Origin of the sequence: Pseudomonas sp. IPO3747 (assembly GCF_013385245.1) — a bacterium.
Lineage (GTDB): Bacteria > Pseudomonadota > Gammaproteobacteria > Pseudomonadales > Pseudomonadaceae > Aquipseudomonas > Aquipseudomonas edaphica.
This window is the reverse complement of the sequence record NZ_JACAQL010000031.1, coordinates 91,146-114,772: the sequence shown is the minus strand read 5'-3', so window position 1 is coordinate 114,772 and position 23,627 is coordinate 91,146. Positions and strand designations below refer to the sequence as shown.

Genomic DNA, 23,627 nt, shown 5'->3' with positions numbered 1-23,627 from the left:
ATTACGCAGCACAATGTACTAACTGGTTACTTATATTGCTAAAATCGCGTCTTTGCCCTCTCACCTTCGAGTCTGTCGACATGAAAAGAGCATCGCGCGCCGCTGGCGCCTCTAGATTTCTCCTGCTGGGCCTGGGCGTGGTTATCGCCCTGCTCGGCGTAGCGCTGGCTGTGGGCGGCGCCAAGCTGGTCAGCCTGGGCGGTTCCTGGTACTTCCTGGTCGGTGGCGTGGCCATGGCCGTTTCAGGCATGTTGATCGCGCGGCGCAAGCCGGCGGGCGCCTGGCTGTTCGCCGCGTTCCTGGTTGGCACCGCCGTGTGGGCGATTGCGGACGTGGGCCTGGTGTACTGGCCGCTGTTCTCGCGGCTGTTCATGTTTGCCGTGATCGGCCTGGTGGTGGCGCTGGTGTATCCGCTGCTGGCCGGCCGACCGGCGCGTGGCGCCTATGGCGTTGCCGCCGTGCTGGCCGTCGGCGTGGCGTTGGCGGCGGGCAATATGTTCGTTGCACACCCAAGCGTTGCGCCCACCGGCAAAGGCCCTGGCGTCACGCCAGTGGCCGCCGCCGATGCGCAGAAGGACTGGGCGCATTACGGCAACACCGAAGGCGGCAGCCGTTTTGCGGCGCTGGACCAGATCAACCGCGACACGGTCAATAAGCTCAAAGTGGCGTGGACCTACCACACCGGCGACGTGGCGATCAGCGACGGCAACGGTGCCGAAGACCAACTGACGCCCCTGCAGATCGGCAACAAGGTATTCATCTGCACCCCGCACAACAACCTGATCGCCCTGGATGCCGACACCGGCAAAGAGCTGTGGAAGAACGAAGTCAACGCCAAATCGGCGGTCTGGCAGCGTTGCCGTGGCATGGCGTATTTCGATGCCACTGCGCCGATTGCCCAGCCAACCCAGCCAAACAGCTCGCCGATCATTGCTGCCAGCGTACCGGCCGGCGCGCAATGCCAGCGCCGCTTGCTGACCAACACCATTGATGCACGCCTGATCGCAGTGGATGCCGACACCGGCAAGTTCTGCGAAGACTTCGGCACCCACGGCCAGGTGGACCTCAAGGCCGGCCTGGGCAATGTACCGGACAGCTACTACCAACTGTCCTCTGCGCCCTTGATCGCCGGCACCACCGTAGTGGTCGGCGGCCGCGTGGCAGATAACGTGCAAACCGATATGCCCGGCGGTGTGATCCGCGGCTTCGACGTGATCAGCGGCCAGATGCGCTGGGCGTTCGACCCGGGCAACCCCGAAGACAAGCAGGCCCCGGCAGCCGGCAGCACTTATGTACGCAGCACGCCGAACAGCTGGGCACCGATGTCTTATGACCCGCTGATGAACACGGTCTTCCTGCCGATGGGCAGCTCGTCCACCGACATCTACGGCGTTGAGCGGACCCAACTGAACCACAAATACGGCGCTTCGGTGCTGGCGCTGGACGCCTCTACCGGTGCAGAAAAGTGGGTGTACCAGACCGTCCACAATGACCTGTGGGACTTCGACCTGCCGATGCAGCCGAGCCTGATCGACTTCACCCCACCGGGCAGCGACAAGGCCGTGCCAGCGGTGGTGATCGGCACCAAGGCCGGGCAGATCTATGTGCTCGACCGCGCCACCGGCAAGCCGCTGACCGACGTGAAGGAAGTACCGGTCAAGGCCGCCAACATCCCCAACGAGCCTTACTCGCTGACCCAGCCTAAATCGGTGGGCATGCCGCAGATCGGCGCGCAGACGCTGACCGAATCGGACATGTGGGGCGCCACGCCGTTCGACCAATTGCTGTGCCGTATCGACTTCAAGGGCATGCGCTACGAAGGCCTGTACACCGCGCCGGGCACCGACAAATCGCTGAGCTTCCCGGGTTCTTTGGGCGGCATGAACTGGGGCAGTATTTCCACCGACCCGGTGCACGGCTTTATCTTCGTCAATGACATGCGCCTGGGCCTGTGGATCCAGATGGTGCCGTCGCAGAACAAGGCCCAGGCCGCGTCCGGTGGTGAAGCGCTGAACACCGGCATGGGCGCCGTGCCGCTCAAGGGCACGCCGTATGCGGTGAACAAAAACCGCTTCCTGTCCGTGGCTGGCATCCCGTGCCAGGCACCGCCGTTCGGCACCCTGACGGCCATCGACATGAAGACTCAGCAGATCGCCTGGCAAGTGCCGGTGGGCACTGTTGAGGACACCGGCCCGCTGGGCATCCGCATGCACCTGCCGATCAAGGTCGGCCTGCCGACGCTGGGCGGCACCTTGTCGACCCAGGGCGGGCTGATCTTTATCGCCGGCACCCAGGACTTCTACCTGCGCGCCTTCAACAGCGGCAACGGTGATGAAGTCTGGAAAGCCCGCCTGCCAGTGGGCAGCCAGGGCGGCCCGATGACCTATGTGTCGCCAAAAACCGGCAAGCAGTACATCGTCATCACCGCCGGCGGTGCTCGCCAGTCCACTGACCGTGGCGACTACGTAATCGCCTACGCCCTGCCGTAACGCCCCCTCTGTTCGCGCGGTGCTCTCCTGCACCGCGCGCGCCTTTCTATACATGCCGTTTGGAAGACCCCGCATGACCCTCACTTCTCCTATGCCCTTCGGCCGCCTGGCGCTGGGCCTGGCTTTGGCTGCCGCCCTGCCCGTTCAAGCCGACGACACTACCCTGACCGGCGACTGGGGCGGCCTGCGCCGTGAACTCGACGAGCAAGGCATCCGCTTCACCGGCGACTACAGCGGCGAGACCGCCTACAACGCCGACGGCGGCCAACACCGCTCGGCGCGCTACTCGCAAAACATCAAGCTCGGTGTGCAGTTCGACCTCGGCAAGCTCTACGGCTTCACCAACGGCGACCGCATTCAGCTGACCATCAACGACCGGCGCGGCAACAGCGCCTCCGAAGACCTGGTAGGCAACCGCCTGCCGATCCAGGAAAACTATGGCGGCCTCTACACCCGCCTCACCGAGCTGAGCTACGAGCGCACGCTGTTCACGCCCGCGCTGAACATCAAGCTCGGTTACATGGCGATGGGCAACGACCTCGGCGGCCTCGACAGCGGCATCCTGTGCAACTTCATGAACGCCGGTTTCTGCGGGCACCCGCTGAACATGTCCGGCGGCAGCGGCTGGACCAACTACCCGAATGCACGCCTGGGTGCGCGGGTGAAATACGACTTTTCGCCAAACTGGCAGCTGCGTGTGGCGGCATTCAATGTCGACCCCGACAGCAACGGCAACTCCAGCCGCGCCTGGCGCCTGGACCCCAAACACACCACCGGCACCGTGGTGCCGATCGAGCTGGTGTACAAACACGCGGGCACGCTGCCGGGTGAGTACAAGCTGGGTTATTACTACGACAGCTCCGATGTGAAGCGCATCGGCAGCAACAAAGACGTGAACGGTCGCGGCGGTCACTACCTGCTGATCGACCAGGCCGTCTGGGCCTCCAGCACATCCGCAGGCCGTGTGCTGCACGCTTTCGGCCAATACTCGGCCGCCAGCGAAGCCGCCTCGCCGTTCAGCAAGTGGTATGGCGCGGGCGTGGTGCTGTACAAGCCGTTTGAAGGCCGCCCACGCGACACAATCGCCTTGGGTTATGGCCGTGCGGTGCCCAACCCACGCAGCCGTGACGTGCAGGAGTTGGCGGCGTTCAATGCGGGGACGGACTACCCCAACCTGAACAATGCCGAGCAATTGATCGAACTCAGTTATGGCTACCAGGCCACGCCGTGGCTGACGCTGCGCCCGGATGTGCAATACATCATCGAGCCTGGGGCGTTCTCCGGTGAGAGCATCGATAACGCGCTGGTACTGGGGTTGCAGGTCAAAGCCGTATTCTAAAAGCATGAAATGAGGATCGTTCCCACGCTCCGCGTGGGAACGATCTCACTTCAAGGAACACTTGCGCCATGCTGGTACTCGCGCGGCGTACAGCCAAACTCTCGCCGAAACACTGTATGCAGGTACTGCGCCGATTTGAAGCCGCAACTCTGGGCAATGTCGGCGATCGCCAGGGCGTGGTTTTCCAGGCCCTTGGCCGCCGCCGCAAGTTTGAAGCGCAGAATCTCGTCATGCACGCTGCACCCACGCACCTTGCGAAAGTGCGACTCCAGGGATGAACGCGACACCCCCACATACGCCGCCACCTGCGCGGTCTTGATGCCCTGGCAGGCGTATTGGCGAATAAACAGCAACGCCTGCATCACATACGGATTGCCCAAAGGTTGATGCAGGCTGGAGGCCTGCACATTGATTGCATCCGGCGGCACCAAAATCTGCGTGCCCGCGCAGGGTTTGCCGTGCAACATCTGGTGCAGCAGCGCGGCGGCCGTGCGGCCCATGGTTTCGGTACCCTGGATGACCGAGCTGAGCGGCACGCGCGTGAGGGTGCGGGTCAGCGGGTCATTGTCGATGCCGATCAACGCGACCTGTTCCGGCACGGCGATGCCGGCGGTGAGGCAGGCTTGCAGCAATTGCCGGGCGCGGGCGTCGGTGACGGCGATGATGCCGATGGGCTTGGGCAAGGCTTGCAGCCAGGCGATCTGCTGCTCCACCGCGCTGTCCCACAGCGGCGCACTGGTGCCCAGCCCACGGTAAACCTCAACCTGCAAACCATCGCGTTGCATCAGGCGGCGAAAGGCTTTCTCGCGCTCCTGCGCCCAGCGGTTGGCCTGGGCTTCGGGCAGGCTGAAGCAGGCAAAGCGGGTCAGCCCCGCCTCAATCAAATGTTCGTACGCCAACTTGATCAGTGCATGGTTATCGGTGGCCACATAGGGAATGCCCTTGGGGTAGGCGCGTGCATCCTGATAGGAGCCGCCCACTGCCACCACCGGCAAATGAATATCGGCCAGCGCCTCACCGATCAGCGGGTCATCGAAGTCGGCAATGATGCCGTCGCCCTGCCAGCGCTCGATGCCTCTTAAACGGCACAAAAAGTCTTCCTCCAGGAACAAGTCCCAGGACACACGCGTGCTGCTCAGGTAATTGCCGATGCCGGTAATGATGCCGCGATCGTAGATTTTGCTGCCGTTGAACAACAGGGCAATGCGGTGCACGGGCGGTAGGGTTTTCATTGTTTTTATCCTGGGGCCGGTCGCTACAGACTAGCCCTGGCTGGTCAAAATCGCACTACGTCTTGGTGATTTTCATAATCGGCAGTCCCGATGCCGTTGCTAGTATCGGGGCACCACCAAGAACAATAAGGAAAACACCATGCCGTACTTCCCAGGTGTCGAGAAGGTTCGCTTCGAAGGCCCCAGCAGCGACGCCCCTCTCGCCTTTCGCCATTACAATGCCAACAAACTGATCCTCGGCAAGCCCATGCGTGAACACCTGCGCATGGCCGCCTGCTACTGGCACACCTTTGTGTGGCCGGGGGCGGACATGTTCGGCATGGGCACCTTCAAGCGCCCGTGGCAGCGCAGCGGCGAGCCGATGGACGTGGCCATCGGCAAGGCTGAAGCGGCGTTCGAGTTTTTCTCCAAGCTGGGCATTGATTACTACAGCTTTCACGACACCGATGTGGCACCCGAAGGCAGCTCGCTCAAGGAATACCGCAACCACTTCGCGCAGATGGTCGACCACCTGGAGCGCCACCAGGAACAGACCGGCATCCAGTTGCTGTGGGGCACCGCCAACTGTTTCAGCCACCCGCGTTTTGCCGCTGGCGCCGCCAGCAACCCGGACCCGGAGGTATTCGCCTACGCGGCCGCTCAAGTGTTCAGCGCGATGAACGCCACCCAACGCCTCAAGGGTGCCAACTACGTGCTGTGGGGCGGTCGCGAAGGTTATGAAACCCTGCTCAACACCGACCTCAAGCGCGAGCGCGAACAGCTCGGGCGTTTTATGCGCATGGTGGTCGAGCACAAGTACAAGATCGGCTTTAAGGGTGACCTGCTGATCGAACCCAAGCCCCAGGAGCCGACCAAGCACCAGTACGATTACGACAGCGCCACGGTGTTCGGCTTCCTGCATGAGTTCGGCCTGGAACACGAGATCAAAGTGAATATCGAGGCCAACCACGCCACCCTGGCCGGGCACAGTTTTCACCATGAAATTGCCACCGCCGTGTCCCTGGGGATTTTCGGCAGCATCGACGCCAACCGCGGCGACCCGCAGAACGGCTGGGACACCGACCAGTTCCCCAACAGTGTCGAGGAGATGACCCTGGCCACCTATGAAATCCTCAAGGCCGGGGGCTTCAAGAACGGCGGCTACAATTTTGATTCCAAGGTGCGCCGCCAGAGCCTGGATGAGGTTGACCTGTTCCACGGGCATGTCGCCGCCATGGATGTGCTGGCCCTGTCTCTGGAGCGTGCGGCGGCCATGGTGCAAAACGACCGATTGCAGCAGTTCAAGGACCAGCGTTATGCCGGGTGGCAGCAGCCCTTGGGCCAGGCGGTGCTGGCCGGTGAGTTCAGCCTGGCATCGTTGGCCGAGCACGCGTTTGCCCATGAGCTGAACCCGCAGGCTGTGAGCGGCCGTCAGGAGATGCTCGAAGGCGTGGTCAACCGGTTTATCTACACCTGACCGCCTGCTCGCCACAGGTACGGTACATTCATCAAGTCAGTGTCTTTCCAACAACAATAAAAGGACGCACCACCATGAAAGCATTCAAACGTACCCTGCTCGCCACTGCCCTAGCCCTGCTCGCCCCGCCGGTGATGGCCGACTCGGCCCACCCGAAAATCGGCTTTTCCATCGACGACCTGCGCCTGGAGCGCTGGTCCCGCGACCGCGATTACTTTGTCGCCGCGGCCGAAAAGCTCGACGCCAAGGTGTTTGTGCAGTCGGCCGATGCCAACGAGCAGAAGCAAATCTCGCAGATCGAAAACCTCATCTCTCGCGGCGTTGACGTGATCGTCATCGTGCCGTTCAACGCCACCGTGCTGACCAACGCCGTCGCCGAAGCCAAGAAGGCCGGGATCAAGGTGGTGTCCTATGACCGCCTGATTCTCAACGCCGATATTGACGCCTATATCTCCTTCGATAACGAAAAAGTCGGCGAGATGCAGGCCAACGGCGTGCTGCAAGCGGCGCCCAAGGGCAATTACTTTTTGCTCGGCGGCGCGCCCACCGACAACAACGCCAAAGTGCTGCGCGAAGGCCAGATGAAGGTGCTGCAACCGGCCATCGACAAGGGCGATATCAAGATTGTCGGCCAGCAATGGGTCAAGGAATGGAACCCCACCGAGGCCCTGAGCATCGTCGAAAACGCCCTGACCCGAAACGACAATAAGATCGATGCCATTGTGGCCTCCAACGACGCCACCGCCGGCGGCGCGATCCAGGCCCTGGCCGCGCAGAAACTGGCAGGCAAGGTGCCGATTTCCGGCCAGGACGCCGACCTCGCCGCCGTCAAGCGCGTGATCGACGGCACCCAGACCATGACCGTGTACAAGCCTCTCAAGCTGATCGCCACCGAAGCCGCGAAGCTCTCGGTACAGCTTGCGCGTAATGAAAAACCTACCTATAGCTCGCAATACGATAATGGCAGCAAAAAAGTCGACACCATCCTGCTCACGCCAACCCCGCTGACCAAGGCCAATATCGACCTGTTGGAGAAGGATGGTTTCTATACCAAAGAGCAGATTGCCGGGCAGTGACCGCCATGGCCGACTACTTGCTGCAAATGAACGGCATCGTCAAAACGTTTGGCGGTGTCAACGCTCTGAACGGCATCGATATCAAGGTACGGCCGGGGGAATGCGTCGGCCTGTGCGGTGAAAACGGTGCCGGCAAATCCACCTTGATGAAGGTGCTGTCGGCGGTCTACCCGTATGGCACCTGGGAAGGGGAAATACTCTGGGACGGGCAGCCGCTTAAAGCCCATTCCATCAGCGAAACCGAGGCCGCCGGCATCGTTATCATTCATCAGGAGTTGACCCTGGTGCCGGACTTGTCGGTGGCCGAAAACATCTTCATGGGCCACGAATTGACCCTGCCCGGCGGCCGCATGAACTACCCGGCCATGCTGCAGCGCGCCGAAGCGCTGATGCGCGAACTCAAGGTGCCGGACATGAATGTGGCGCTGCCGGTGTCGCAGTATGGCGGCGGTTACCAGCAACTGGTGGAAATCGCCAAGGCGCTGAACAAACAGGCGCGACTGTTGATTCTTGACGAGCCCTCCTCGGCCCTGACCCGTTCGGAAATCGAAGTGCTGCTCGACATTATCCGAGGTCTCAAGGCCAAGGGCGTGGCCTGCGTGTACATCTCTCACAAGCTCGATGAAGTGGCGGCCGTGTGCGACACCATCGCAGTGATTCGCGATGGCAAGCACATCGCGACCACGGCCATGGCCGACATGGATATCGCGCAGATCATCACGCAGATGGTCGGCCGCGAGATGAGCAACCTTTACCCCACCGAGCCCCATGCAGTCGGTGAGGTGATTTTCGAGGCGCGCAACGTCACCTGCTATGACGTCGACAACCCCAAGCGCAAACGCGTGGACGATGTTTCTTTCGTGCTCAAGCGCGGGGAAATCCTCGGCATTGCCGGGCTGGTCGGTGCCGGGCGCACGGAACTGGTGTCGGCCTTGTTCGGCGCCTACCCCGGCCGCTACAGCGCCGAAGTATGGCTGGACGGGCAACTGATCGACACGCGCACGCCGCTCAAATCGATCCGCGCCGGGCTGTGCATGGTGCCCGAAGACCGTAAGCGCCAAGGCATCATTCCTGACTTCGGCGTGGGCCAGAACATCACCCTGGCGGTGCTCGACCGCTACGCGCATATGACCCGCATTGACGCCGAGGCCGAGCTTGGCAGCATCGACCAGCAAATCGCGCGCCTGCACCTCAAGACCGCCAGCCCGTTTTTGCCGATCACCAGCCTGTCCGGTGGCAACCAGCAAAAGGCCGTGCTGGCGAAAATGCTCATGGCCAAGCCACGGGTGCTGATCCTCGACGAGCCCACGCGCGGCGTGGATGTGGGCGCCAAGTATGAGATCTACAAACTGATGGGCGCGCTGGCCGCCGAGGGTGTATCGATCATCATGGTCTCCTCGGAACTGGCCGAAGTGCTGGGGGTTTCCAACCGCGTGCTGGTGATTGGCGACGGCCAGTTGCGTGGAGACTTCATCAACCAGGGGCTCACCCAGGAACAGGTGCTCGCCGCTGCGCTCAGCCAACACAATAAGAATGGGAAAACCGCGTAGATGAACCAGGTCAAACACCTTTTTACCCGCTACAAAATGCTCGCCCTGGTGATCGCAGTGGCGATCATCTGGGTGTTTTTCAGTTGGCAGACCGAAGGCGGCTTTCTCACGCCGCGCAACCTGTCCAACCTGCTGCGGCAGATGTCGATCACCGGGATTCTGGCGTGCGGCATGGTGCTGGTGATCATCAGCGGCGAGATCGATTTGTCGGTGGGTTCACTGCTGGGGCTGTTGGGCGGGCTGGCGGCAATTCTGGACGTGGTCTACCACATTCCGCTGCTCGCCAACCTGAGCCTGGTGGCGCTGTGCGGTTTGATGATCGGCCTGGCCAACGGCTACATGACCGCCTACCTGCGCATCCCCTCGTTCATTGTCGGCCTGGGCGGCATGTTGGCGTTTCGCGGGATTTTGCTCGGCATTACCGGCGGCACCACCATTGCGCCGGTGTCGCCGTCGCTGGTGTATGTGGGCCAGGGGTATTTGCCGCATGCCGTCGGTGTGGGGCTGGGCGTGTTGCTGTTTGCCTTGACCCTGTTCCTGACCTGGAAGCAACGGCGCAACCGCGCACTGCATGGCCTGGCGGCGCATTCGTTGGTGCGTGACCTGTTACGCGTGGCTGTGATCGGCGCAGTGCTGGCCGGGTTCGTCACCACCCTCAACAGTTACGACGGCATCCCCGTGCCGGTGTTGCTGTTGCTGGTGCTGCTCGGCGTGTTCAGCTACGTCACCAGCCAGACCGTGTTCGGCCGTCGCGTTTACGCGGTGGGCAGCAATATGGAAGCCACACGCCTGTCGGGCATCAACGTGCAGGCGGTAAAACTGTGGATCTTCGGCATCATGGGCGTGATGTGCGCCCTCGCCGGCCTGGTCAACACCGCGCGCCTGGCTGCCGGCTCACCGTCGGCGGGCAATATGGGCGAACTGGATGCGATTGCCGCGTGTTTTATCGGCGGCACCTCCATGCGCGGCGGCTCGGGCACGGTGTATGGCGCGTTGCTCGGCGCGCTGGTGATTACCAGCCTGGATAACGGCATGTCGATGCTGGACGTGGACAGCTACTGGCAGATGATTGTGAAGGGCAGCATTCTGGTGCTGGCGGTGTGGGTGGATGTGAGTACGCGGGCGGGGCGTCGCTGACAGGGTCGCGCCAATGTGGGAGCTGGCTTGCCAGCTCCCACCATTGACCTGCAGTGTATTTAAGTTATTTCGACACCGGCATCGCAAACTCCGCGCCCTGCTCAATGCTCTCCGACCAGCGCTGCATGATCGACTTCTGCTTGGTGTAAAAACGCACACCTTCCGTGCCGTAGGCATGCATGTCGCCAAACAGGCTCTTCTTCCAGCCACCAAAGCCGTGCCAGGCCATCGGCACCGGAATCGGCACGTTGATGCCGACCATGCCCACTTCGATGCGCCGGGCGAATTCGCGGGCGATGTTGCCGTCGCGGGTGAAGCAGCTGACGCCGTTGCCGAACTCGTGGTCGTTGACCAGCTTGATCGCCTCGGCAAAGTCATTCACGCGCACGCAGGCCAGCACCGGGCCGAAGATTTCTTCGCGGTAGATGCTCATGTCTTGGGTCACGTGGTCGAACAAGGTCGCACCGAGCCAGAAGCCGTTTTCCAAGCCTGCCTCGGTTGGCACGTAATCACGCCCGTCGAGCAGCAATTGCGCGCCGGCTTGCACGCCTTGTTCGATGTAGCCGCTGATGCGTTCCAATGCGGCGCGGGACACGATCGGGCCCATTTCAGCCTTCAAATCGCGGCCGTCGGTGATGCGCAATTGCTTGGCACGCTCGGTCAAGCAAGCGATGACTTTGTCACCCACATCGCCTACCAACACGGCGACGGAAATCGCCATGCAGCGCTCGCCGGCACTGCCGTAGGCGGCGCCCATCAGCGCATCCACGGTTTTTTCGATGTCGGCGTCGGGCATCACCACCATGTGGTTTTTCGCGCCGCCCAGGCCTTGTACGCGCTTGCCGTTGCGCGCGCCGGTTTCGTAGATGTATTGGGCAATCGGCGTGGAGCCGACGAAGCTCACGGCCTTGACGTCCGGGTGTTCGAGCAGGGCATCCACCGATTCTTTATCGCCCTGCACCACGTTGAACACGCCTTTGGGCAGGCCGGCTTCACGCAGCAGCTCGGCCATGAACAGCGAGGCGCTCGGGTCGGTCGGGCTTGGCTTGAGGATAAAGGTGTTGCCCGCCGCAATGGCGATCGGGTACATCCACATCGGTACCATCACCGGGAAGTTGAACGGCGTGACGCCGGCAACCACGCCCAGCGGCTGGCGCATCGTCCAGTTGTCCATACCACGGGAAACCTGGTCGGAATGCTCACCCTTGAGCAGGTTGGGAATGCCGCAGGCGAACTCCAAAATATCGATGCCACGGTCGACTTCACCCTGGGCATCGGTAAAGACTTTGCCGTGCTCGGCGACGATGATGCGCGCCAGGTCGTCCTTGCGTTCACGCAGCAAGTGCAGGTACTCGAACAAGACGCGAGCGCGGCGGATCGGCGGCGTGTCGGCCCAACTGGCAAACGCGGCCTGGGCAGCGGCGACGGCTTCACCGACGGTCTGGCGGCTGGCCAGGGCGACCCGACCGGTGATTTCGCCGGTGGCTGGGTTGTAGACGTCCTGATAGCGATCATCGCGGCTCACGCGTTGGTCGTTGATGTAGTGCTCGATCGTACTGGTCATGGCAGGTGATCCCAGGTGGGTAGCGTTGAGGCACACGATAGGCTTTCAGTTTGTTCCAAACCAGAGCAGAATCCTGAACTTATTGTCCTTGTGAGCGAACAATAGAACCATGGAAAAATCCGAGATCGAAGGGCTGTGGACCCATATTCACTGGTTGTCGGTGCTCGAAGAGCAAGGCACCTACACCGCCGCCGCAGCGCGTCTGGGGGTGAGCAAGTCGGCGGTCAGCCAGCGCATCTCGGACCTGGAAAAGGCCACCGGCACCCGCCTGGTCACCCGCACCACGCGCAGTGTGCGGCTTACCGATGCGGGGCTGTCGTTGACCCGCGAAGTGCGCAGCGCCTACGAACATATCGCCCGCAGTTTCTCGTCGGTGCGCGACTCGGCCGGAGAGATTCGCGGGCTGGTGCGCCTCACCGCGCCGGTGGCGTTTGCCCGGCAGCAGTTGGTGCCGCATCTGTCGGAATTCCTGCAGCAATACCCGCAAGTGCGTATTCAACTGGACGTGTCGGATGCCCTGAGTTCACTGACAGCCGAAGGTTACGACCTGGCGGTGCGCCACGGCTTTCAGGTGCCAGAAACCCACGTGGCCTGGAAGTTGTGCGACACCGGCTCGGTGCTGGTCGCCACCCAGGACTACCTGCAGCGCCACGGCGAACCCCGCGAGCCCAACGACCTCAGCGCCCACAACTGCCTCTACTACCCACGCGGCGCCGACCAGCCGGCCTGGACATTCGAGCGCGGCGGCAAAAAAGTCGAACGCGTCACCGTGCCGATCGCCGGCAGTTTTTCCACCAACAACAGCGAAGCCCTGCGCGACTCGGCGCTCAACCACCTGGGCATCGCCCTGCTCCCGGACTTCAGCGCACAGGCGGCGCTGGCCAGCGGCACGTTGGTGCAAGTGCTCAAGGGCTGGACACTCAAGGGCGCGTTTGCCGATGAGATCTACTTGATCCGCCCGTATTCGCCCCATGTGCCGAAGTCGGTGAGTGCGTTGGTGGGGTACCTGAAGGAGAAACTGTCGGGTGGGTTTCGGTTTGTGGGATGAGGCGAGGTTGCGCGAATAAATCAGCGCCATTAAGCGTGGCGCTTATAGCCAACAGGTATTGATAACTGTCATTTATACCAGGCGTATCGTCTACGCCTGCCACTTACTATTTGAAGCGTACACCTAACCCGGTTAAATACCTTGGAGGCACCATGAGCATTGCAGATTTCGACTCAGCAGTGGAAGCGGTCACACGGTTATCAAAACGACCAGCCGACGATGAACTTCTTGAACTGTATGGGTTACACAAACAATCCACACAGGGTGACAATAACTCTGCAAGGCCTGGCTTCACTGATTTTGCAGGAAAAGCTAAATGGGAAGCTTGGAACAAACTAAAAGGTACGTCACAACGTGAGGCCCAAAATAGGTATATCGAATTAGCGAATAGCCTGATCAACCGAGAGAGCACCTCATAAGGGTCGGCCACCACACTCAATTGCAGTGAAATGCTCGCCAGCCCCGAACGCGCGAAGATCCTGGCGGTGTGGCATTTGCTGGAGCTGGCCCGCACCAGGGTGGATCGCTCTATCGAGTGCCTGAAACCCGCAAAAGCAATGGCTTAAACACGGTCAAAAATGTGGGAGCTGGCTTGCCTGCGATAGCGGTGTATCAGACAGAAAATTAGGTGCAGATATACCGCTATCGCAGGCAAGCCAGCTCCCACATTGGATCGTGTGGCTGCTGCTCCGTGTGGCTGATCAGTCAGTGGCCTTTCGACATGGTTTGTAAAGGGCCAGCAAGGCGCGTCCCTTTTAATTGCAGGACGTTTCCTAGACAATCCCTGCCGCCTTGTGCCTGTTGGAATCGATGGCTAGTCTGCGATCCGTCACTGCTCATCAGTGATCGGGTTTAGCAGCCTGACTTCAATAGGTACACGGTTCACCGCTGCGTTTATGGTGGCTGTGCGTGGGGCACCTTCGGGTGCGCTGGTTTTCCTATTGACCGGTCTGCTAACCCGCGTACAGCTACCACCCTCGTTTAGCAGCGTTGGTGATAGCTCTCTGGTTCAATAGGAGTTACACCATGAAAAAAGTCGTCCCCGACCCACCCCGCAATTGCGCCAAAGACCGCGCCGCCTTCAACCGCGCCCTCGACCATTACCTGCCCACCCCAGGCGTTCACAGCGTGATCGAAGACCTGAGCTTTGAAGACGCCTTGCTCTACACCGCCAGCCTGCTCGACAGCGCTTCGGCCACCACACTCAATTGCAGTGAAATGCTCGCCAGCCCCGAACGGGCGAAGATTCTGGCGGTGTGGCATTTGCTGGAGCTTGCCCGCACCACGGTGGATCGCTCTATCGAGTGCCTGAAACCTGCAAAAGCAATGGCTTAAACACGGTCAAAAATGTGGGAGCTGGCTTGCCTGCGATAGCGGTGTATCAGACAGAAAATTAGGTGCAGATATACCGCTATCGCAGGCAAGCCAGCTCCCACATTGGATCGTGTGGCTGCTGCTCCGTGTGGCTGATCAGTCAGTGGCCTTTCGACATGGTTTGTAAAGGGCCAGCAAGGCGTGTCGCTTTTAATTGCAGGACGTTTCCTAGACAATCCCTGCCGCCTTGTGCCTGTTGGAATCGATGGCTAGTCTGCGATCCGTCACTGCTCATCAGTGATCGGGTTTAGTCGCCCGGTTTCAGAACAGGCGCATCGTCCTCCGAAGTTTATGGTGGCTGTGCGCAGGGCGCCTTCGGGCGCGCCGGGTTCCTGTTCTGACCGGTCGACTAACCTGCGTACAGCCGCCACCCTCGTTTAGTCGCGAAGCGTGTCGGCTCCTTGACCAGACAGGTACTAAACGATGAAGAAAATTGTTCCCGACCCACCCCGCAATTGCGCCAAAGACCGCGCCGCCTTCAACCGCGCCCTCGACCATTACCTGCCCACCCCCGGCGTTCACAGCGTGATTGAAGACCTGAGCTTTGAAGACGCCTTGCTCTACACCGCCAGCCTGCTCGACAGCGCTTCGGCCACCACACTCAATTGCAGTGAAATGCTCGCCAGCCCCGAACGGGCGAAGATTCTGGCGGTGTGGCATTTGCTCGAGCTGGCCCGCACCACGGTGGATCGCTCTATCGAGTGCCTGAAACCTGCAAAAGCAATGGCTTAAACACGGTCAAAAATGTGGGAGCTGGCTTGTCGGGTCGCCGCATCGCTGCGATGGCGGTATATCTGTACCTGATTTTCTAACTTATACACCGCTATCGCAGGCAAGCCAGCTCCCACAATTGACCATCGTCGCACCCACTAAACGGAATAGTTCTCGACAACTACGCGCGCATAAACTTGTTATAGCCAGCCGCAATAATTAACCAAACAAACCCCACCGTTATGTAATCCACTTGTTACTTTCAAAGCCCCTCACCAACAGCTTCTTGACGCAGACAAAAAAGCCATACAACTAATTGTAAATATTGAATAATCATCGCCACTCCTGCTCCACTCAAGCGCCCTTTTTAAACTCCCGCCCGCACAAACTTGCAAAACAACCACAACCGGCTACGTTCATGAATACCGTGAAAGCCATCAGCCATTACGCACAAAACCTGCCAGCCAGGTGAGGGGTTTTATTGCTCTAAAAACGGCGCAAGCACAGACACGGAACTTAAGTCTCAATACTCAAAAGGGATGCTTTGATGAAGCGCAGCCGGTGGTATCGTGCATGCTCGAAAAAGGCGCCAGCCGAACACTTTTGGCTGTCATTGGTGTGCTTTTCTGCGCTGGTGATTGCCAGCTTTCTGTTGTTTGAACAACAGATCCAAGACTTCCTGATTCACCTCAACCTGTACCAACCGTCCTCGCCTGCCCAGGCGTTCAACCTGGCACTGCTGCTGGTCGCCCTGCTCGCGCTGGACGTGGTGCTGCCGGTGCCGTCGAGCATGGTGGCGTTGCTGGCGGTGGCCATGCTCGGCAGCGTTGGCGGTTACCTGGTGATTTTTATCGGTCTGTGCCTGGGTGCAGGCTTGGGGTATGCGTTGGGCGCCGGTTATTTTCGTTTGCTGTCCGGCCGCCTTGGCTTGCATCAGCGCTCGCCCGGGCAGTTGGCGTACCGCTTGGGCACGCTGTCGTTGATTTGCCTGCGCGGTGTACCGGTGCTGGCGGAAACCTCGGTGGTGGCCGCCGGGATGCAGCGCTACCCGCTGCGGGCCTTTTTGCTGATCACCACTTTGGCCAATGCCGGCCTGGCGCTGGCCTACACGGCCATCGGTACCTTCCTGATCGAGCAGAATTCGTTGCTGGTCACGGTGCTGGCCAGCATGGTGTTGCCGCTGGTATTTGTGGCGATTTACAGCCTGCTCAAACGCAAGCCAAGTGGGGATCAGCCTCTGCGTGGGCGGTTCACGGTCGCTTATGACTACCCGGTGATCTTCACCGACCACCTATTCGACCCGCACAACCCATGCTTGCACCAGCAACTCACCGCAGCGCACAGCGGCCCGGTGACAGTGATGGTGTTCGCCGACGAGCAACTGCTGCACAGCGCGCCCGCGTTGCGCGACCAGATCGACGCCTACTTCGCGGCCCATGCCAATCTGCAGTTGCTCACCGCGCCCATCGCCGTACCGGCCGGTGAATTGAGTAAAACCTCAGAGGTGTTGCAACAGCTCTACAGCGACATGCTGCAACACGGCCTGGACCGGCATTGCTACGTGCTGGCCCTGGGCGGCGGCGCGGTGCTGGATTCGGTGGGTTACGCCTGCGCGACCTTCCACCGGGGCATCCGGCTGATCCGCATCCCTAGCACAGTGCTGGCCCAGAACGATGCCGGTATCGGCGTCAAAAACGGCATCAATGCCTTTGGCCAGAAGAACCTGCTCGGCGCGTTCTACCCCGCCACCGCCGTGATCAACGACTTCCAGTTGCTCACCAGCCTCACCCGCCGCGACCAGATCGCCGGCCTGGCCGAGGCGGTGAAAGTGGCGCTGATCAAGGACGCCGCGTTCTTCGAGTGGATGGAAGCCAATGCCAGCGCCCTCGCCCACTTCGACCACGCGGCCAGCCGCTACGCGATTCGCCGTTGCGCCGAGCTGCACCTGGGGCATATCACCGGCGCCGGTGACCCGTTCGAGCGCGGTAACGGCCGCCCGCTGGATTATGGGCATTGGGCCGCGCACAAACTGGAAAACCTTAGCCACCACCGGCTGCGCCATGGCGAAGCAGTAGCCGTGGGCATGGCGCTGGATGGGCTTTACGCGAACGCACTGGGCCTGTTGAGCGATTCCGAAACTGAGCGGGTGATGAGCCTGCTGCACACGTTGGGCTTCAACCTGTGCCCGCCGGAACTGAGTGTGACCGACGCACAGGGCCGCTCACCGCTGTTGCTCGGCCTGGAGGAATTTCGCCAGCACTTGGGCGGGCAACTGTCGATCCCCATGCTCACCTGCATCGGCCAATCGGTGGACCTGCATGCAATCGACAGCGCAAAAATGCAAACGGCGCTGCAACGGCTGGCGGCCCACAGCAGCCCGGCACTGGCGGCCACCGAGGGCTACGCGCGATGAGCCCGATGAAAACCTGGATGACCCTCGGCCGCGTGTCCAACCTGCCGACGGTGTGGACCAACACCCTGGCCGCCGCCCTGCTCGCCAGCAGTGCCGGGGCCTTGGCGCCGCCCTCCTCGCTGGTGTGGGTGCTGCTGTTGACCACCTTGTCGCTGCTGTACCTGGCCGGCATGTTCTTGAATGACCTGCTGGATGCCGACTGGGACGCGCAACACCACAACCCGCGCCCAATCACCCTGGGACTTGCCAGCCGTCAACAAGTCGGCCTGGCCACAACCTTGCTGCTGGTACTCGCGGCAGCGGCGGTGCTGGGCCTGAGCCGCTTGATCGACACGCCGCATTGGTTGCTCGGCGGCGTGGTGCTGCTGGTGGGCTGCATCTTCGGCTACAACCTGCTGCACAAAAAATATGCGCACAGCGTGTGGCTGATGGGCGCCTGCCGCTCGGCGCTGTACCTCACCGCCGCCGCCAGCCTGGCGGTGCCGCCGGAGCCGATCTGGCTCTGCGCGATTCTGCTTGGCGTGTACATCAGCGGCCTGACCTACCTGGCCCGCCAGGAGCACCGCAACCAACTGATCAGCCGCCTGCCGCTGCTGTTGATGCTCAGCCCGCTGGCCCTGGCGCTCTACTCCAACAACCTGTGGTTCTGGCCGGTATTGCTGCTGTGGCTGGGCTGGTTGGGCTGGCATTACTGGAAACACCTGGCCCACCCGCAACAGCGCCAGGTGCGCGCGTTTATCGGCGCAGGTTTGGCCGCGCTGCCGTTGTTCGATGCACTGGTGCTGGCGGTGGCCAATCAGCCATTGGGCAGCCTGGTGTGTGTGCTGGTGTTTTTCCTGCTTCCCCACTTTCAGCGTTGGATCAAGCCGACATGAACATGCGCCCGGATAACCTCGCCGACCTTCGCTTGAGCCTCACTCAACAGCTGGATGCCACGCAACTGCATTGGTGGTTGCAGGCACATGCAAAGCTTGAAGAACAACCGCATGCTTCCACGGCGGCGCTGCTGAGCGGCCAGTGCAAACGCCAGTTGCCTGCCGCCGTTGTCGCGCCAGCCCGGGCACTGGTGATAGCCAAGGCGCTGGAACACACGCCGGCAGACGATCACCTGCCGCTGCTGCGCCAACTGTTCCTGTGGGGCGATGACCAGGAAAAAATCGCCCTGCTCAGCGCCCTCGACTGGCTCGACCGCGACGGGATGTGCCTGGAACTCGCGTTGCAGGCCGGGCGCACCAGTAACCCCCAGGTATTTGCTGCCCTCGCCCTCGACACCGCTTACCCGTCACGTCATTACCCGGAACGCGCCTTTCACCAGTTGGTGCTCAAGGCGCTCGGTATGGGCCTCGACATCGGGCGCCTGGTGAACCTGGCGCAACACCACAGCGTGACCCTCAACCAGCTCGCCCTCGACCTGCTCGACGAACAGCTCGCGGCCTCGCGCACCGTATCCCCAGGCTTACCCAAAGCGATCGCCTTTGACCTGCTCAGCCCGGCGCAACTACAGCGCTTGCGCGGCCTGCGCCTGCCGCCCGAATGGCACGCCTACCTGAACTGATGCACATCGCCTTCCCTTGACGAGGATTCACCATGCTCAAGTACTTCGATCCGCATATCCATATGGTCAGCCGCACCACCGACGACTACCAGAACATGGCCGCCGCCGGCATCACCGGGGTCATCGAACCGGCGTTCTGGCAGGGCCAGGCGCGCACCAGCCTGGGCAGTTTCGTCGACTATTTCGACACGCTGCTGGGTTGGGAACGCTTTCGCGCGAGCATGTTCGGCATCCATCACTTCTGCACCATCGGCCTGAACCCCAAGGAGGCCAATGACCTGTCGATTGCCAATGAAGTGCTGGAGATTCTGCCGCGTTACCTGGTCAAGGATGGCGTGGTGGCGGTGGGTGAAATCGGCTACGACGACATCACCCCCGAAGAGGACCGCTTCCTCGCCGCGCAACTGGAACTGGCCAAGCAATTCAACCTGCCGGTGCTGGTGCACACGCCGCACCGTGACAAGATCGGCGGCACCAAACGCACCCTCGCCGTCATCCGCGAAGTGGGGATTGCCGAACACCTGGTGATCATCGACCACCTCAACGAACTGACCTTGCCGCTGGTGCTCGACAGCGACTGCTGGCGCGGCCATTCGATATACCCCAACACCAAGATGTCGGAGCAGCGCATGGTCGCGTTGCTGCAGGAATACGGCACCGAAAAAATGGTGGTCAACAGCGCGGCGGACTGGGGCATCAGCGACCCGCTCAAGGTGCCCAAGACCGGCCAGGCGATGCTCGCGGCCGGCTTCAGTGAAGCCCAGGTGGAACAGGTGCTGTTCCATAACCCGGTGGACTTTTTTGCCCAGAGCGGCCAACTCGACAAGGCCCTGGTGAGCACGCCGCTGCCCATCGACCAACGCAAGCAATGGCAAGAAAACTCGGCCCTGCGTGGCCAGGACCCGGTGGTCAAATGAGCGCCGCCAAGGGCTGGGCGGCCAGCCAGATCGGCTATTGCAGCAATGTACACCCGGCACGCGACCTGGCCGGGCTGCGCGCCTCCATCACCGAGCATTTTCAGGGCGTGCGCACCTTGCGCGGGCTGGCCCAACAAGACAGCGGCCTGTGGATCTGCGCCCAGGCGGCGGCGCAATTACAGCACGCCCCGGCGCGCACGCAGTTTGTGCAGTTACTCAAGCAAAGCGGCGTGCGCCTGACCTCACTGAACGGTTTTCCCTATGGCGACTTCCACCAGGGCGCGGTGAAGGCCGAGGTGTATTTGCCCAGTTGGGCCGACCCGCAACGGCTGGCTTACAGCCTGGACCTGGCGCGCATCCTTGCCCACGCCCTGCCCGACGATTGCCGCCAAGGGGTAATTTCCACGGTGCCGCTGGGCTATGCCGCAACCTGGAGCAAAGCGCGGCAACTGCGCGCCGATGAACACCTCAGCCAACTCACAGCCGCACTTGCCACGCTGCACCACAAAACCGGCAAGAAAATTGTGTTCTGCCTGGAGATGGAGCCCGACTGTGTGCTGGAAAACACCGAGCAGACCCTCGCATTCTTCCAGCACCGGCAGGCCATGGACCCGAACCATGCCTACCTGGCGCTGTGTTTTGATGTGTGCCACCAAGCGGTGATGTTCGAGGATTGTTATCAATCCCTGGAACGGCTGCGTGCCGCCGGCGTGCCGGTGGGCAAGGTCCAGCTGTCCAATGCGATGATCTGCCACTTGCCGCCCGACGATGCCGTTCGGCGCGAAGCCGTGCTCGACACCCTCGCAAGCTTTGCCGAAGCCACCTACCTGCACCAGGTCAAGGCACTCGATGCACAGGGCCGTCGCGTGGCCTGGGCCGATCTGCCGGCGGCATTGCAAGGTTGCACCGGGTTCAACGAACTGCGCATTCACTTCCATATCCCGCTGTTCAGCGAACACTTGCTGTTGCCCGAGCTGCGCGGCAGCCAGGCGGCCCTGGCCCAGACCTTCGACTACCTGGCCGCCCACACTGAGTTCCGCCCGGTGCTGGAGGTGGAAACCTACAGCTGGGGCGTGTTGCCCGCGCAACTGCGGCCCACCACGCAACAGGCGCAGCTGGAAGGCATCGCCGCCGAGCTGCGTTGGGTCGAGGGCCAATTGCGCCAGCGCAACCTGCTGCAAACCCTGATGCAGGAGGCGTATGCCGATGCGCTCTGAGCAACCGCTGCTGCTGATCAATGTGGTCGGGCTGACGCCGTCGCTGCTGGGCGAGGCGACGCCGCAGATCAACGCGCTGCTCAAGACCGCCAAGATGGCCAGTCTGCAACCGGTGTTCCCTGCCGTGACGTCCACGGTGCAGGCCTCGATCCTCACCGGCGCGCCGCCGTCGCAGCATGGGATCGTCGGCAATGGCTGGTACTTTCGCGACCAGGCCGAAGTGCGTTTCTGGCTGCAACCCAATGCGCTGATCCAGGGCGAAAAGGTCTGGCACACCCTCAAGCGTGAAATGCCGGGCTTTCGCTGCAGCCAGTTGTTCTGGTGGTACAACATGTACGCCGATGTGGACGCCTCCATCACACCGCGCCCGCATTACCCGGCCGATGGGCGCAAGCAATTTGGCCTGTATTCGTCGCCGCCCGGTTTGCATGAGCAGATCGAGGCGCAGATTGGCGAGTTCCCGTTCCATGGTTTTTGGGGGCCGGCGGCGGGCATCGCGTCGAGCCGCTGGATTGTCGAGTGCGCCATGGCCGAGTTCCAGATCAGCCGGCCGCACCTGCAATTGATCTACCTGCCGCACCTTGATTACAGCTTGCAGCGCGTGGGGCCTGAGCACCCGTCGATTGCTGATGAAGTGCGCGCCATCGACCACGAAGTCGGGCGTTTGCTGGCCTTCGCCGAGGCCCAGGGTGCGGCGGTGATGCTGCTGTCTGAGTACGGCATCGAAGCCGTCGCGCAGTCGGTGTCGATCAACCGCGTGCTGCGCGCCGAAGGCCTGTTGCAGGTGCGCCAATCCTTGAGCTGGGAACTGCTCGACCCCGGCGCCAGCGCAGCGTTTGCGGTGGCGGACCATCAGGTCGCGCATGTCTACGTAAAGCACGCGCAAGACATCCCGCGGGTCAAAGCCCTGTTGCAGCGCCAGCCCGGCATCGAGCAGGTGCTGGACAAAGCCGAACAACGCGTTTGGCAGCTCGACCATCCACGCAGCGGCGAGCTGGTGGCCGTGGCCGCCGCCGGGTTCTGGTTCGATTACTACTACTGGCTGGACGAACGCAAAGCGCCGGATTTTGCGCGCACCGTGGACATTCACCGCAAGCCCGGCTACGACCCGGTCGAGTTGTTTATCGACCCGGCCATTCGCTTGCCCAAGCTCAAAGTGGCGCGCCGCCTGCTGCAAAAAAAGCTCGGTTTTCGCTACTACATGGACCTGATCCCACTGGACACAGGGTTAGTCCGTGGCAGCCATGGTCGTCTGCCCAGCAGTGCGCAGACCGGCCCGCTGCTGATCACCAATTGCGACCTGGCGTTGCCGCAGCAACTGGCGGCGACGGCAGTCAAGCAACTGCTCCTGGAACACTTCCTGGGGCGCCCTCTCGAACTGGCGAATGCCAAGGAGCTTTCATGCGGCGAGCCTTATCTATAACGGTCCTGAGCGCACTGGCCGGATTGGCCCAGGCACAGGACACCACCCCCTTCGATTGCAGCAACTTTCTGCAGTTTGGAGGCAATCTCGACGCCACCCGGGCCGCCTTCACCCAAGGCCCCGACACCCTCGCCTGGAACTGGTTTGCCTGCCTGAACCAGCCTGCCGGCGCACAAAGCCCTGACCGGGTCTGGGAAACCCTCAAACCGTCGGACCAGGTCTACCTGCCTAACGGCGCCCAACCGCTGCCGTATGGCCAAAGCGTGCCGCCACCCGCCGCCGTGCTGAGCCAGGCCAAGGCGATGGGCATGAACCCCAACCGAATCTTGCATAACCTCAACGCCACGCAACAGGTGGACGGGCTGATCCTGCAAATGGGCGGCCAGGTGCCGGCAGCCGAGAAAGGCCAGCCGGTGCGCTTCCAACTGCTGATGGGCCAGGACACGTTCGAATACATCGTGCAGCAGAAGGTCTACAACGTGAACGGCCAGGCCGCACTCACCAGCGACCTGAACTTCCCCTCCACCGCCTGGGAGCTGAAAGCCGCGTGGCTGTGGATCGGTAACGACACGGCCTACCAGCAACAACTGGCCAGCCAGGGTTACTACATTGCCCAGGCCTACTACCAGCAGGGCAAGCAGTATCAGGTTGGCTATGCCGCGCTGAGCGGCTTGCATGTGATCAACAAGCTGAACCCCGATTGGGTGTGGACCACCTTCGAAAACCGTAACAACAGCCAGTACACGGTGACCAACGCCGCACCCGCCGCGCCGATGACCAACAGCACCGGGCCAACAGCGGCGGCGCAGCCGGTGAACGCCACCTTCCAGGCCCAATACCCGGCGTTGGCGCAGTACGAGCTGATAGGCGTGCAATCCAACACCACGCCAACGTTACTGGCCAACTCCCAGCTGGAATCGGCGTTCCAAAGTGAATCTTCCTGCTTTGCCTGCCATGGCACCGCGGCCTATTCGCCCAAGCAGGGCTACTTCAATTTCGCCTTGAACAAAGACGGCGGCATCGTCTACCCCACCGCGCCGTTGCCCGCCTCCGACTTTGTCGGCTACCACAAACTGGACTTTGTCTGGTCGCTCAAACGCGCCCAGTGGCAACGTTAAGGAGCCTC

19 protein-coding genes are annotated in these 23,627 nt (G+C 61.6%); 17 read left to right on the top strand and 2 right to left on the bottom strand.

All coding sequences use genetic code 11. From position 1 onward, the window contains the following. Positions 1-80: 80 nt before the first annotated feature. Complete coding sequence (locus tag HX790_RS28880; RefSeq protein WP_138450606.1) at positions 81-2,489, top strand: glucose/quinate/shikimate family membrane-bound PQQ-dependent dehydrogenase; 2,409 nt, start codon at positions 81-83, stop codon at positions 2,487-2,489. Between the two features lie 73 nt (positions 2,490-2,562). Continuing rightward, entirely contained in the window at positions 2,563-3,828 is a 1,266-nt protein-coding gene (locus HX790_RS28875; RefSeq protein WP_169988323.1) for a carbohydrate porin, read from the top strand. 50 nt (positions 3,829-3,878) lie between these two features. On the opposite strand, the gene HX790_RS28870 is transcribed toward HX790_RS28875, so the two are convergent. Then, positions 3,879-5,060, bottom strand: a complete 1,182-nt coding sequence (locus HX790_RS28870; protein ID WP_176992585.1) for a XylR family transcriptional regulator — start codon at positions 5,058-5,060, stop codon at positions 3,879-3,881. Positions 5,061-5,199: 139 nt separating this feature from the next. Between HX790_RS28870 and xylA the strand changes: the two genes are divergently transcribed. The 4 genes from xylA to HX790_RS28850 all read left to right on the top strand — a co-directional run bounded on the left by xylA (position 5,200) and on the right by HX790_RS28850 (position 10,279). After that, a complete protein-coding gene (gene xylA, locus HX790_RS28865; protein WP_176992584.1) occupies positions 5,200-6,516 on the top strand; it encodes a xylose isomerase in 1,317 nt (438 codons plus the stop codon). A 74-nt stretch (positions 6,517-6,590) separates the two neighbouring features. Continuing rightward, positions 6,591-7,592 (top strand): D-xylose ABC transporter substrate-binding protein, encoded by a 1,002-nt coding sequence (gene xylF / locus HX790_RS28860; protein WP_176992583.1) that lies wholly within the window; start codon positions 6,591-6,593, stop codon positions 7,590-7,592. Positions 7,593-7,597: 5 nt separating this feature from the next. After that, the gene (gene xylG / locus HX790_RS28855) at positions 7,598-9,142 is read left to right on the top strand and encodes a D-xylose ABC transporter ATP-binding protein (RefSeq protein ID WP_176992582.1); all 1,545 of its coding nucleotides are present in this window, start codon (positions 7,598-7,600) and stop codon (positions 9,140-9,142) included. After that, positions 9,143-10,279, top strand: a complete 1,137-nt coding sequence (locus HX790_RS28850) for a sugar ABC transporter permease (protein WP_138453461.1) — start codon at positions 9,143-9,145, stop codon at positions 10,277-10,279. Positions 10,280-10,343: 64 nt separating this feature from the next. On the opposite strand, the gene HX790_RS28845 is transcribed toward HX790_RS28850, so the two are convergent. Further along, positions 10,344-11,843, bottom strand: a complete 1,500-nt coding sequence (locus HX790_RS28845; RefSeq protein ID WP_176992581.1) for a CoA-acylating methylmalonate-semialdehyde dehydrogenase — start codon at positions 11,841-11,843, stop codon at positions 10,344-10,346. A 109-nt stretch (positions 11,844-11,952) separates the two neighbouring features. On the opposite strand from HX790_RS28845, the gene HX790_RS28840 reads away from it, so the two are divergent. The 11 genes from HX790_RS28840 to HX790_RS28790 all read left to right on the top strand — a co-directional run bounded on the left by HX790_RS28840 (position 11,953) and on the right by HX790_RS28790 (position 23,619). Further along, positions 11,953-12,891, top strand: a complete 939-nt coding sequence (locus HX790_RS28840; RefSeq protein WP_017136534.1) for a LysR family transcriptional regulator — start codon at positions 11,953-11,955, stop codon at positions 12,889-12,891. Between the two features lie 152 nt (positions 12,892-13,043). Next, a complete protein-coding gene (locus HX790_RS28835) occupies positions 13,044-13,310 on the top strand; it encodes an acyl-CoA-binding protein (RefSeq protein ID WP_170040178.1) in 267 nt (88 codons plus the stop codon). A 607-nt stretch (positions 13,311-13,917) separates the two neighbouring features. After that, positions 13,918-14,226, top strand: a complete 309-nt coding sequence (locus tag HX790_RS28830; RefSeq protein ID WP_017136535.1) for a DUF6124 family protein — start codon at positions 13,918-13,920, stop codon at positions 14,224-14,226. Between the two features lie 462 nt (positions 14,227-14,688). Then, positions 14,689-14,997: a DUF6124 family protein gene (locus HX790_RS28825; RefSeq protein WP_056861838.1), complete on the top strand. Its 309-nt coding sequence runs from the start codon at positions 14,689-14,691 to the stop codon at positions 14,995-14,997. A 526-nt stretch (positions 14,998-15,523) separates the two neighbouring features. Then, positions 15,524-17,389 (top strand): 3-dehydroquinate synthase, encoded by a 1,866-nt coding sequence (locus HX790_RS28820; protein WP_176992580.1) that lies wholly within the window; start codon positions 15,524-15,526, stop codon positions 17,387-17,389. Between the two features lie 5 nt (positions 17,390-17,394). After that, positions 17,395-18,264 (top strand): UbiA family prenyltransferase, encoded by an 870-nt coding sequence (locus HX790_RS28815; RefSeq protein WP_017136537.1) that lies wholly within the window; start codon positions 17,395-17,397, stop codon positions 18,262-18,264. Then, the gene (locus tag HX790_RS28810; RefSeq protein WP_017136538.1) at positions 18,261-18,944 is read left to right on the top strand and encodes an EboA domain-containing protein; all 684 of its coding nucleotides are present in this window, start codon (positions 18,261-18,263) and stop codon (positions 18,942-18,944) included. Before HX790_RS28815 ends, HX790_RS28810 begins: the two co-directional genes overlap by 4 nt. 32 nt (positions 18,945-18,976) lie before the next feature. Continuing rightward, positions 18,977-19,861 (top strand): TatD family hydrolase, encoded by an 885-nt coding sequence (locus HX790_RS28805; protein WP_017136539.1) that lies wholly within the window; start codon positions 18,977-18,979, stop codon positions 19,859-19,861. Beyond that, complete coding sequence (eboE, locus tag HX790_RS28800; RefSeq protein ID WP_176992579.1) at positions 19,858-21,078, top strand: metabolite traffic protein EboE; 1,221 nt, start codon at positions 19,858-19,860, stop codon at positions 21,076-21,078. Before HX790_RS28805 ends, eboE begins: the two co-directional genes overlap by 4 nt. Then, a complete protein-coding gene (locus HX790_RS28795; protein WP_085985973.1) occupies positions 21,068-22,501 on the top strand; it encodes an alkaline phosphatase family protein in 1,434 nt (477 codons plus the stop codon). The genes eboE and HX790_RS28795 overlap by 11 nt, the downstream gene beginning before the upstream one ends. After that, positions 22,480-23,619: a hypothetical protein gene (locus HX790_RS28790; RefSeq protein ID WP_017136542.1), complete on the top strand. Its 1,140-nt coding sequence runs from the start codon at positions 22,480-22,482 to the stop codon at positions 23,617-23,619. The genes HX790_RS28795 and HX790_RS28790 overlap by 22 nt, the downstream gene beginning before the upstream one ends. The last annotated feature ends 8 nt before the right edge of the window (positions 23,620-23,627 follow it).

Coding starts and splice junctions, on each gene's coding strand:
- HX790_RS28880 (WP_138450606.1), top strand. CDS start 81: ATGAAAAGAGCATCGCGCGCCGCTGGCGCCTCTAGATTTCTCCTGCTG.
- HX790_RS28875 (WP_169988323.1), top strand. CDS start 2,563: ATGACCCTCACTTCTCCTATGCCCTTCGGCCGCCTGGCGCTGGGCCTG.
- HX790_RS28870 (WP_176992585.1), bottom strand. CDS start 5,060: ATGAAAACCCTACCGCCCGTGCACCGCATTGCCCTGTTGTTCAACGGC.
- xylA (WP_176992584.1), top strand. CDS start 5,200: ATGCCGTACTTCCCAGGTGTCGAGAAGGTTCGCTTCGAAGGCCCCAGC.
- xylF (WP_176992583.1), top strand. CDS start 6,591: ATGAAAGCATTCAAACGTACCCTGCTCGCCACTGCCCTAGCCCTGCTC.
- xylG (WP_176992582.1), top strand. CDS start 7,598: ATGGCCGACTACTTGCTGCAAATGAACGGCATCGTCAAAACGTTTGGC.
- HX790_RS28850 (WP_138453461.1), top strand. CDS start 9,143: ATGAACCAGGTCAAACACCTTTTTACCCGCTACAAAATGCTCGCCCTG.
- HX790_RS28845 (WP_176992581.1), bottom strand. CDS start 11,843: ATGACCAGTACGATCGAGCACTACATCAACGACCAACGCGTGAGCCGC.
- HX790_RS28840 (WP_017136534.1), top strand. CDS start 11,953: ATGGAAAAATCCGAGATCGAAGGGCTGTGGACCCATATTCACTGGTTG.
- HX790_RS28835 (WP_170040178.1), top strand. CDS start 13,044: ATGAGCATTGCAGATTTCGACTCAGCAGTGGAAGCGGTCACACGGTTA.
- HX790_RS28830 (WP_017136535.1), top strand. CDS start 13,918: ATGAAAAAAGTCGTCCCCGACCCACCCCGCAATTGCGCCAAAGACCGC.
- HX790_RS28825 (WP_056861838.1), top strand. CDS start 14,689: ATGAAGAAAATTGTTCCCGACCCACCCCGCAATTGCGCCAAAGACCGC.
- HX790_RS28820 (WP_176992580.1), top strand. CDS start 15,524: ATGAAGCGCAGCCGGTGGTATCGTGCATGCTCGAAAAAGGCGCCAGCC.
- HX790_RS28815 (WP_017136537.1), top strand. CDS start 17,395: ATGAAAACCTGGATGACCCTCGGCCGCGTGTCCAACCTGCCGACGGTG.
- HX790_RS28810 (WP_017136538.1), top strand. CDS start 18,261: ATGAACATGCGCCCGGATAACCTCGCCGACCTTCGCTTGAGCCTCACT.
- HX790_RS28805 (WP_017136539.1), top strand. CDS start 18,977: ATGCTCAAGTACTTCGATCCGCATATCCATATGGTCAGCCGCACCACC.
- eboE (WP_176992579.1), top strand. CDS start 19,858: ATGAGCGCCGCCAAGGGCTGGGCGGCCAGCCAGATCGGCTATTGCAGC.
- HX790_RS28795 (WP_085985973.1), top strand. CDS start 21,068: ATGCGCTCTGAGCAACCGCTGCTGCTGATCAATGTGGTCGGGCTGACG.
- HX790_RS28790 (WP_017136542.1), top strand. CDS start 22,480: ATGCGGCGAGCCTTATCTATAACGGTCCTGAGCGCACTGGCCGGATTG.